This is a genomic window from uncultured Streptococcus sp., assembly GCF_963525625.1.
Classification (GTDB): domain Bacteria; phylum Bacillota; class Bacilli; order Lactobacillales; family Streptococcaceae; genus Streptococcus.
The window spans coordinates 118,932-129,877 of the sequence record NZ_CAURLD010000006.1; the positions used below are offsets into that span (position 1 = coordinate 118,932).

A 10,946-nucleotide genomic window follows, 5' to 3' on the forward strand; every position below is an offset into this window, starting at 1 on the left:
GTTTTGATGCAGGACGACTTAGCTGACTATGTCACAACTTTTCTATCATGGAGTTGATTCAATCCCAATCTTATGTTAAGGTGAACATATGAAGAAAATATTAGTTGTAGATGATGAGAAGCCAATCTCAGATATTATTAAGTTTAATATGGCCAAAGAAGGCTATGAGGTTTTGACTGCCTTTGATGGTAAGGAAGCCTTGGAAATGTTTGAGGCAGAACAGCCAGACATCTTGATTCTGGATTTGATGCTGCCAGAAGTGGATGGACTGGAAGTTGCTAGGACTATTCGCAAGACTAGCAATGTGCCGATTATTGTATTGTCTGCTAAGGACAGTGAGTTTGACAAGGTTATCGGCCTTGAAATCGGTGCAGATGACTATGTGACCAAGCCTTTCTCAAATCGTGAGCTGCAGGCGCGTGTTAAGGCACTTCTTCGTCGGGCAGACCTTGTTGTGGAAAACCAAGTGGAAGAAAGTGGCCCGAACGAGCTGACTATTGGGGAACTGCAGATTTTGCCAGATGCTTTTGTTGCTAAGAAGCATGGCAAGGAACTGGAGCTGACCCACCGTGAGTTTGAGTTGCTTCACCATTTGGCGACACATATTGGCCAGGTAATGACACGTGAGCATTTACTGGAAACAGTATGGGGCTATGACTATTTTGGCGATGTCCGTACAGTGGATGTGACGATCCGCCGCCTGCGTGAAAAGATTGAAGATACGCCAAGCCGGCCTGAGTATATCTTGACTCGCCGCGGAGTTGGCTACTATATGAGAAATAATGATTGAAGCAATTAAACAATTTGTGATTTCAGCGGATTTCGTCTTTGCAATCATTATTATTGGCTTCATTGTAGTTGTTGCCTTGCTTTTATTGGAAAATCGCCGTGATAACCAAAAGCTTGTACAGCTTAATCAAAAGGTTAAAGATTTGATTGCAGGTGACTATTCTGAAGTGCTGGACATGCAAGGGAGTCCAGAAATCACAGATATGACCAACAGTATCAATGATCTTTCAGAGGTCATTCGACTGACACATGAAAACCTTGAGCAAGAAACTAAACGCCTTTCCAGTATCCTGTCCTATATGACAGATGGCGTGCTTGCGACCAACCGCCGGGGGCAGATTATCACTATCAACGATATGGCAACCAAGCAGTTGGGAGTTAAGAGAGATGAGGTCCAAAATATGAGTATTTTGGATCTGCTTTCGATTTCAGACGAGTATGATTTGAGGGACCTGATTACCAATGTTCCTGAGCTGACGATAGATTCTCAGGATGAAAATGGTGAGTACTTGAGCTTGCGAGTCCGCTTTGCCTTGGTAAGGCGGGAGTCGGGCTTCATTTCTGGTTTGGTAGCTGTCTTGCATGATACGACAGAGCAGGACAAGGAAGAGCGGGAACGTCGCCTCTTTGTCTCCAACGTCAGCCATGAGTTACGTACTCCGCTGACCAGTGTTAAGTCCTATCTGGAAGCCTTGGATGAGGGAGCCTTGTCTGAGCCAGTAGCACCGGACTTTGTCAAGGTATCACTCAATGAAACCAACCGCATGATGCGGATGGTGACGGACTTGCTCAGCTTGTCACGTATTGACAACGAGACCAGTCATTTGGAAGTAGAGCTGACGAATTTCACCGCCTTCATCACCTTTATCCTCAATCGCTTTGACAAGATAAAGAATCAAGACGAGACCAAGAAATACGAGATTATCCGTGATTATCCCATTACACCGATTTGGGTGGAGATTGATACAGATAAGCTGACCCAGGTTATTGATAATATCATGAACAATGCCATCAAGTATTCGCCGGATGGTGGAACCATTACTGTTTCCATCAAGACAACAGATGAGCAGTTGATTCTCTCGATTGCGGATGAAGGTCTGGGAATTCCCAAGCAGGACCTGCCTAAGATTTTTGACCGCTTTTATCGAGTGGACAAGGCACGCAGCCGTGCCCAAGGCGGAACGGGTCTGGGGCTGGCTATTGCCAAGGAAATTATCAAGCAGCATCAGGGCTTTATCTGGGCTAAGAGTGAGTATGGTGTGGGCTCAACCTTTACCATTGTCTTGCCTTATGAGAATGATGGCGTCCGCGATGACGACTGGGATAATGAAGATATATAGAAAGTAAACATGACTAAAGGATTTCAATACAGTATTCTGGCGTCAGGATCAAGCGGTAACTGTTTCTATCTGGAAACAGACCAAAAGCGGATTCTGGTTGACGCTGGCTTATCAGGCAAGAAAATTACGAGCTTGCTGGGCGAAATTGGCCGCAAGCCTGAGGATTTGAATGCCATTTTAGTGACCCATGAGCACAAGGACCACATTCATGGCGTTGGAGTGTTGGCCCGCAAGTATCATCTGGATATTTATGCTAATGAGGCCACTTGGAAGGCTATGGAAAAGGACTTGGGCAAGCTGGATGCTAGTCAAAAGCATATCTTTGAACTGGGCAAGACCAAGACCTTTGGAGACTTGGATGTGGAGAGCTTTGGTGTCAGTCATGACGCAGCCTGTCCGCAGTTTTACCGCTTTATGAAGGATGACAAAAGCTTTGTCATGCTGACGGATACGGGCTATGTCAGTGACCGGATGGCTGGGATTATCGAAAATGCCGACGGGTACTTGATTGAGAGCAACCATGATATTGAAATTCTTCGCAGCGGTGCCTATCCTTGGAGTCTCAAGCAGCGGATTCTTTCGGATATGGGTCACTTGTCCAATGAAGATGGAGCGGAGACCATGATTCGGACTCTGGGCAATCGTACCAAGCGAATCTATCTAGGGCATCTCAGTAAGGAAAACAATATCAAGGAATTGGCTCACATGACCATGGTCAATCAACTGGCTCAAGCTGATATGGCGGTTGGTCACGATTTTCAGGTCTATGATACCTCGCCTGATACCGCAACGCCTTTGACGAGTATTTAAACACCAGACCGAAAAGTTTGGTTTTCTTGCTCTAGTGCGGTATCCATTAAATATTTAAAAAGCAACGGTTTTATTTTGTAAAGGAGCTTGTATGCGGCCAATTTACTTTGTGGTAGGTCTATTATCTTTAGGGTTAGGAGTTTTGGGAATTTTTCTGCCTCTCCTGCCAACGACGCCATTTCTTCTCTTGTCCATTGCCTGCTTTTCGCGCAGTTCCAAGCGCTTTGAGAAGTGGCTTTATCATACAAAGATGTATCAGACCTACGTGGCAGATTTTCGAGAGACGGGAACGATTGCCAAGGAGCGTAAGAAAAAGATTATCGTTTCCATCTATATCTTGATGGGTATTTCCATTTTTCTAGCGCCTATTATTTGGGTTAAGATTGGACTGTTGGGTCTGACCGTTTTTATCACCTATTATTTGTTTAAAGTAATTCCGGATAAGGAATAGAAATCACTGTCAGCAGGTGCGTTTGCGCCTGTTTTTTGTTATAATAGAGACTGTATATCTTTGGAAAGGAAAAGGTATCATGCTGCTTATCTGACTGAAGTCAGCATGATGTAAAAATAGTAATGGAAAATTTGAAAAAAGCATTGCTGGAGCAGTTTGACTTGGTTTTCACTGATGAGACCTTGTTGGAAACGGCTTTTACCCATACGAGCTATGCCAATGAGCACCGCCTCTTAAAAATTTCACACAATGAACGCTTGGAATTTTTAGGAGACGCTGTTCTACAACTGATTATTTCGGAGTATCTTTATACCAAGTATCCTAAGAGACCAGAGGGCGACCTATCCAAGCTGCGCTCCATGATTGTTCGGGAAGAGAGCCTGGCAGGATTTGCCCGTGATTGTCAGTTTGATCAGTTTATCAAGCTGGGACGCGGAGAGGAGAAGTCTGGCGGCCGGAATCGTGATACGATTTTAGGAGATTTGTTCGAGGCCTTTTTAGGCGCTTTGCTCTTGGATAAGGGTGTGGAAGCAGTCAAAAGCTTTCTCTATCAAGTCATGATTCCCAAGGTGGAAGCGGGAGATTTTGAGCGGGTGACGGACTATAAGACAAAGCTGCAGGAGTTGCTGCAGATTAATGGCGATGTGGAAATTGCCTATCAGGTCGTCTCCGAGACAGGGCCGGCTCATGCCAAAAATTTCGAGGTGGCCGTTCTCATCAATGGTCGTAAGTCCGGTCAAGGCCAGGGGCGTTCTAAAAAGCTGGCCGAGCAGGAAGCTGCTAAAAACGCATTTGAAAAGGAAAGTTCTTCATGTTTTTAAAGGAAATTGAAATTCAGGGCTTCAAGTCATTTGCTGATAAGACTAAAGTTGTCTTTGATCAGGGAGTGACAGCGGTTGTTGGGCCAAATGGTTCCGGCAAGTCCAATATTACGGAGAGCCTGCGCTGGGCCTTGGGAGAGTCCAGTGTGAAAAGTCTGCGGGGCGGCAAGATGCCCGATGTGATTTTTGCGGGAACAGAAACCCGCAAGCCACTAAATTACGCATCAGTGGTAGTGGTTCTGGATAACAGTGACCAATTTATCAAGGATGCTGCCAATGAGATTCGGGTGGAGCGTCACATTTACCGCAGCGGTGACAGTGAGTATAAGATTGACGGTAAAAAAGTCCGTCTGCGCGATGTCCATGATCTCTTCATGGATACTGGGCTGGGACGAGATTCCTTCTCCATCATTTCCCAAGGGAAAGTTGAAGAAATCTTTAACAGCAAGCCGGAGGAACGCCGGGCAATTTTTGAGGAAGCAGCTGGAGTGCTTAAGTATAAGACACGCCGCAAAGAAACGGAAAGCAAGCTTAGTCAAACCCAGGATAATCTGGATCGACTTGAAGACATTATCTACGAGCTGGAGAGCCAGATCAAGCCCTTGGAGAAGCAGGCTGAAACTGCTAAGCGCTTCTTGAGTCTGGATGGCCAGCGCCGAGAGCTTTACTTGGATGTTTTGGTCGCTCAGTTGACAGCTAATAAGGAAAGACTGACCCAGGCTGAAGAAGATTTAACGAGTATCCAGCAGGAGCTAGCAGCCTACTACAGCAAGCGCGATGAGCTGGAAGTTGAAAATCAAACCTTGAAGGCCAAGCGCCATGAGCTCAATCAAACTTTGTCTGATGATCAAGCTAGTTTGCTGGAATTGACCCGCTTAATCAGTGATTTGGAGCGTCAGATTGACCTTTCTAAGCTGGAGTCTAGCCAAGCAGCGACGAGCCGTCGGGAAAATGAAGAACGTTTGGCCGCTTTGTCAGAAAAACTGGCTCAGATAGAAAGCAACATAGAAGACAAGCAGGCTGAATTGAGCCAAATAGCTGCCAAACTGACTGACAATGAGCAGTCTATCACTGCTTTGGAAGCAGAATTAGCAGACTTTTCAGATGATCCAGACCAGCTGATTGAGCATTTGCGTGAGCAGTATGTCAAGCTCATGCAGGAAGAGGCAAATCTTTCTAATGACTTGACTTCTCTGGAGAGCCAGCTGGCTAGCGAGCTTAAATTGGCTGAGAGCAAGAAGGCTGACTATGCTAAGTTGCAGGCTGATTTGGAGGCTAGTCAGACTCAGGAGCAGGCTGGTTTGGAGGAGTTGGAAATTGCTCGCCAAGCCCTCAAGACTCTACTAGCAGATTACCAGAGTCAGGTTCAGTTGGTAGAGAAGCTAGAGGCTGATTATAAGCATCAGCAGACTAAGATGTTTGAGCTTTTGGATGACCTCAAAAACAAGCAGGCACGTTCCAATAGCTTGGAGGCCATTCTTAAAAATCACAGTAATTTCTATGCTGGAGTCAAGAGTGTGCTGCAGGAGGCTGACCGTCTGGGAGGTATTGTAGGAGCTGTCAGCGAAAAGCTCAGCTTTGATCCTCACTATCAGACAGCGCTGGAAATTGCCTTGGGAGCCAGCAGTCAGAATATCATCGTGGAAGATGAGGCGGCTGCGACTCGGGCTATCGAATTTCTGAAGAAAAATCGGGCTGGCCGGGCAACCTTCCTGCCTTTAACAACCATCAAGCCGCGTCAGCTGCCTGACCATAACCGTGCTACGATTGAAAAAAGTGCTGGTTTTCTGGGACTGGCTTCTTCCTTGGTCAGCTATGAGTCATCGTTAGACAGCATTTTTCAAAATCTGCTGGGAACGACCGCTATTTTTGATACAGTGGAGCATGCCAGAGCAGCAGCTCGCCAAGTGCGCTATCAGGTTCGCATGGTGACTTTGGATGGAACAGAGCTTCGGACTGGCGGTTCTTATGCCGGTGGTGCCAACCGCAATAACAATACTATCTTTATCAAGCCGGAGCTAGATGCTTTGCTTGAGGAGATTAAGCAGAAGAATGCCAGCTTGAAAGAGCAGGAAGAAGCAGTGCAAATTCTGCAAAACCAGCTCAGTCAGGCTAAGCAGGTATTGGAACAAATCAAGACAGATGGTGAGCAGGCTCGCTTGGCTGAGCAAAAGGCTAATCTAGCCTATGAACAGTTGGTCAAACGAGTGGAAGAGCTTACAAGTCTGAAAAATCTACAGGAGCAAGAGTTAGCTGGTCAATCTGCTTTGGATATTTCAGAAGAGAAAGACCGACTTCAGACCCGCTTGACTGAGATTGAGCAAGAAAAAACGGACATCACTGCAGAAATAGAGCAGGTTAAGTCGAACAAGGATGCAGTTCAGGCTCGCTTTGAAAAGCTTTCCTCTCGTCTAGCTGAACTCAAGCTCCAGCGAACAGAGTTGACCTCCAACCAACGCTTTGAAAAGAATGACTTGGAGCGTCTGTCCGAGGAAAAAGCCAGCTTTGCAAAAGAGCAGGCGACCTTGGAGCTTTTGATGGAGCAAAAGGAACAGTCCAGCCTGCAGAAGGTGGATATTACGATTCTGGAAGAGCAATTAGAGACCGCCAAGCAAGAAAAGACTGAGCTGGATCAAAGACTGATTCGTCTGAAATTTGAGCTTGAAGATCTAGAAGGTCAGTCTGACGATATTGCCAGTCGTTTGGAGCAAGCTCGCCATCAAAATGAAGAATTGATTCGCCGGCAGGCCAAGGCAGAGGCAGAAAAGGATAAGCTCATGGATGTCATGCGCCGTCTGGCAAGCAATCTGACAGATGACTATCAGATGAGCTTCGATGAAGCAAGCAGCCAGGCTCGTCCGTTAGAAAGTTTATCAGCTGCTGAAAGCCAAGTTAAGGATCTGGAAAAAGCCATTCGAGCTTTAGGTCCAGTCAATCTAGAAGCAGTCGAGCAGTTTGAAGAAGTCAGCAACCGTTTGAACTTCCTCAACGAGCAACGAGACGACGTCCTATCAGCTAAAAATCTGCTCTTAGAGACGATTGAAGAGATGAATGACGAAGTTAAGGAACGCTTTAAATCAACCTTTGAAGCCATTCGTGAAAGCTTTAAGGTGACTTTCCGTCAGATGTTTGGCGGTGGTTCTGCAGACCTGATATTGACGGAGGGAGACTTGCTGACGGCTGGTGTAGAAATCTCCGTGCAGCCACCTGGTAAGAAAATCCAGTCACTCAATCTGATGAGCGGTGGCGAGAAGGCCTTGTCAGCTTTGGCTCTACTCTTCTCAATCATCCGTGTTAAGACCATTCCTTTTGTCATTTTGGATGAGGTCGAAGCAGCGTTGGACGAGGCTAATGTTAAACGCTTTGGGGATTATCTCAATCGCTTTGACAAGGACAGCCAATTCATCGTGGTCACTCACCGTAAGGGAACCATGTCAGCTGCAGACTCTATTTACGGAGTTACCATGCAGGAGTCTGGCGTTTCCAAGATTGTCTCGGTCAAGTTAAAAGATTTAGAAAGTATGTAAAATGAGTATAAAATTAGTAGCAACGGATATGGACGGTACCTTTTTGGACAGTAAAGGTCAGTTTGATATGGACCGCCTCAAGCAAGTTTTGGCTCGCTTCAAAGAAAAAGGTATCTACTTTGCTGTAGCCAGCGGACGGGGCCTCTTGTCGCTGGAAAAGCTGTTTAAGGAAGTGCGGAATGAGATTATTTTTATTGCTGAAAACGGCAGTTTAGTGGAATTTCACGGCGAGGATCTCTATGAAGCAACCATGCCACGGGACTTTTACCTTAAGGTTTTTGACAAGCTGCAGGAATCTCCCTATGTCAATGTCAATGAGCTGCTTCTAACGGGCAAACGTGCCTGCTATGTATTGGAGACTGTGGATCCGACCTATCTTTCTTTCAGTGCTCATTATAATGAAAATATTCAAAAAGTAGCTAGCCTGGCTGATATCGACGATGAAATTTTCAAGTTTACGACCAATTTTGCTGAGGACCAAGTCGCAGCTGGTGAAGCTTGGGTCAATGAGAATATCGACGGAGTCAAGGCCATGACGACTGGCTTCAAGTCAATTGACATCGTTCTGGACCATGTGGATAAGGGGGTTGCCATTGTCGAGCTGGCCAAGAAGCTAGACATAGATCTTTCTCAGGTTATAGTTTTTGGTGATAATCTCAACGATTTGCACATGATGCAGGTGGCTGGCTATCCGATCGCGACTGAAAATGCTCGCCCTGAGATTTTAGAAGTGGCCAAGGAAGTCATCGGTCACCATGATGCTCAGTCGGTTATCACTTACATGGAGGGATTATAATGGCAGATATAAAACTGATTGCTCTGGACTTGGATGGAACTCTTCTGACTTCAGACAAGAAGATTTCTGAGCGCAATTTAGCTGCTTTAAAAGCAGCTCAGGCCAAGGGAGTTAAGGTAGTTCTGACTACTGGCCGCCCCCTCAAAGCCATGGACTTTTTCCTCCATGAGCTGGGAACAGACGGTCGAGAGGATGAGTACACCATTACTTTTAATGGTGGTCTTGTTCAGCGCAACACTGGAGAAATCCTTGATAAAACAGTTTTTTCTTATGATGATGTAGCTCGGATTTATGAGGAGACAGACAAGCTCCATATCCCGCTTGATGCTATCTGCGAAGGACTTGTCTATCAGATTCAGTCCGATCAAGATTCCCTTTATGCCCAGTTCAATCCGGCTCTGACCTTTGAGTCTATTGATTTCAGTGATTTGTCCAGTCAGCAGACTTATAATAAATGTGTCACTGCTTATGCTCAACAACCACTGGATGCTGCTATTGAGCAAATCTCTCCAGAATTATTTGAGCGCTATGAGATTTTCAAATCTAGAGAAATGTTGCTGGAGTGGTCACCGAAAAATGTCCATAAGGCTAATGGTTTGGAGAAACTGATTGCCCATTTAGGCATTGAGAGAAGTCAGGTCATGGCTTGTGGTGATGAAGCCAATGATCTTTCTATGATTGAGTGGGCTGGCCTGGGAGTAGCCATGCAGAATGCAGTAGCCATCGTCAAAGAAGCAGCCAATGTGGTGACACCTATGACCAATGATGAGGATGCAGTGGCTTGGGCTATTGAAGAATATGTACTAAAGGAGGATTAGCCGATGGGATTATTTGACCGCCTTTTTGGCCGAAAAAAACAAGAACCGCCGATTGAAGAAGTTGTCAAGGAAGCATTGGAAAACATTGGCGAGCTTGAAGAAGAAACAGCGCCTATTCCAGAAGCAGGAGAAAATCTTGAAGCGGAAGCTGTTAGGTCCTATCAGGACGAGCAGCAACTTGATGACCAAATTTCGGATACAAAAGATAGTTTGGCTGATGTTGAAGAGCAGTTAGTAACAGAAGAACTTGCATCTCAAGCTATCCAAGAAGAAAGCAAGGAGCCAGAGCATGAAAGAGACATTATTGCAGAAAATCAAGAAGTGGCTCAAGGAGCAACTCAGACTGAAGAAACTCTAGAAGAGCACCATTCCGAGAGCAGTGTCGAAACGGTAGAAGAACTTGTTGAACAAGCGGATTTTTCGGATGAGGCATTATCTCATACTGGGCATGAAGCTGTTCCTTATGACGAGATGGTAACTGATTCAAATAATGAGTTCGAGCCAGAAACAGCTGAGGAGTCACTAACAGAATCAGAACAGGTCAAGCAAGCAGTCGATTTTGCTGAAGAATCAGAAGCTACAGAAGAGTCTGCTGAACTTCCTCAAGAGGAATCCACTCAGGAAAAATATGACCGCAGCCTTAAGAAGACTCGGACAGGATTTGGAGCACGGCTCAATGCCTTCTTTGCTAATTTCCGCTCAGTAGATGAAGAGTTCTTCGAAGACTTGGAAGAGCTGCTCATCACTAGTGATGTAGGAGTTCAAGTGGCTTCCAGTCTGACTGAGGAACTACGCTATGAAGCCCGTCTGGAAAATGCTAAAAAACCAGCTGCTCTGCGCCAGCTGATTATTGAAAAACTGGTGGACATTTATGAGAAAGATGGCCGCTTTGATGAAAAAATCAATTTCCAAAACGGTCTGACTGTCATGCTCTTTGTTGGGGTCAACGGAGTCGGTAAGACTACCTCTATCGGTAAACTAGCCTATAAGTACAAACAAGAAGGCAAGAAAGTCATGTTGGTAGCAGCAGATACATTCCGAGCGGGAGCAGTAGCTCAGCTGGCTGAATGGGGTCGGCGCGTAGATGTTCCTGTAGTGACGGGGCCTGAGAAGAGCGATCCTGCTAGCGTGGTTTATGACGGTATGGAGCGTGCTCAGGCAGAGCAGGTTGATGTTCTTATGATTGACACGGCTGGTCGTCTGCAAAATAAGGACAACCTCATGGCTGAGCTGGAGAAAATTGGTCGCATTATTAAGCGGGTGGATCCAGAAGCACCGCATGAGACTTTCCTAGCTCTCGATGCTTCAACTGGTCAGAATGCTCTGGTTCAGGCCAAGGAATTTTCTAAAATAACTCCAGTCACAGGAATTGTACTGACAAAGATTGATGGAACAGCCCGAGGTGGGGTTGTGTTAGCTATTCGTCAGGAATTGGATATCCCAGTGAAGCTGATTGGCTTTGGAGAAAAGATTGATGATATCGGTGAGTTTAATTCAGAGAACTTTATGAAAGGCCTGCTTGAAGGCTTAGTATAAAGCAAAAAGAGAGTGGGACAGAAATCGGTAATTCGTTAGAATTCGATTTCGTCGTCCC

At 45.8% G+C, this 10,946-nt stretch carries 9 protein-coding genes; all 9 read left to right on the forward strand.

All coding sequences use genetic code 11. From position 1 onward, the window contains the following. Positions 1-88 precede the first annotated feature (88 nt). The 9 genes from yycF (at position 89) to ftsY (ending at position 10,888) form a co-directional block, all read left to right on the forward strand. A complete protein-coding gene (gene yycF / locus RYK49_RS05165; RefSeq protein WP_002894937.1) occupies positions 89-790 on the forward strand; it encodes a response regulator YycF in 702 nt (233 codons plus the stop codon). After that, positions 783-2,129 (forward strand): cell wall metabolism sensor histidine kinase VicK, encoded by a 1,347-nt coding sequence (vicK, locus tag RYK49_RS05170; protein WP_002894938.1) that lies wholly within the window; start codon positions 783-785, stop codon positions 2,127-2,129. Before yycF ends, vicK begins: the two co-directional genes overlap by 8 nt. A gap of 9 nt (positions 2,130-2,138) precedes the next feature. Continuing rightward, on the forward strand, positions 2,139-2,939 hold the full coding sequence (locus RYK49_RS05175; protein ID WP_314830505.1) for an MBL fold metallo-hydrolase: 801 nt from the start codon (positions 2,139-2,141) through the stop codon (positions 2,937-2,939). Positions 2,940-3,030: 91 nt separating this feature from the next. Beyond that, entirely contained in the window at positions 3,031-3,390 is a 360-nt protein-coding gene (locus RYK49_RS05180; protein ID WP_004186130.1) for a YbaN family protein, read from the forward strand. Positions 3,391-3,512: 122 nt separating this feature from the next. Next, entirely contained in the window at positions 3,513-4,211 is a 699-nt protein-coding gene (gene rnc / locus RYK49_RS05185) for a ribonuclease III (protein ID WP_314830504.1), read from the forward strand. Then, a complete protein-coding gene (gene smc / locus RYK49_RS05190) occupies positions 4,202-7,738 on the forward strand; it encodes a chromosome segregation protein SMC (RefSeq protein ID WP_314865082.1) in 3,537 nt (1,178 codons plus the stop codon). Before rnc ends, smc begins: the two co-directional genes overlap by 10 nt. Position 7,739: 1 nt before the next feature. After that, the gene (locus RYK49_RS05195; protein WP_314830502.1) at positions 7,740-8,534 is read left to right on the forward strand and encodes an HAD family hydrolase; all 795 of its coding nucleotides are present in this window, start codon (positions 7,740-7,742) and stop codon (positions 8,532-8,534) included. After that, a complete protein-coding gene (locus RYK49_RS05200; protein WP_314830501.1) occupies positions 8,534-9,352 on the forward strand; it encodes a Cof-type HAD-IIB family hydrolase in 819 nt (272 codons plus the stop codon). Before RYK49_RS05195 ends, RYK49_RS05200 begins: the two co-directional genes overlap by 1 nt. Positions 9,353-9,355: 3 nt before the next feature. Beyond that, positions 9,356-10,888 carry a signal recognition particle-docking protein FtsY gene (gene ftsY, locus RYK49_RS05205; protein WP_314830500.1) on the forward strand — a complete coding sequence of 511 codons (1,533 nt, stop codon included), beginning with the start codon at positions 9,356-9,358 and terminating at the stop codon, positions 10,886-10,888. Positions 10,889-10,946: the final 58 nt, after the last annotated feature.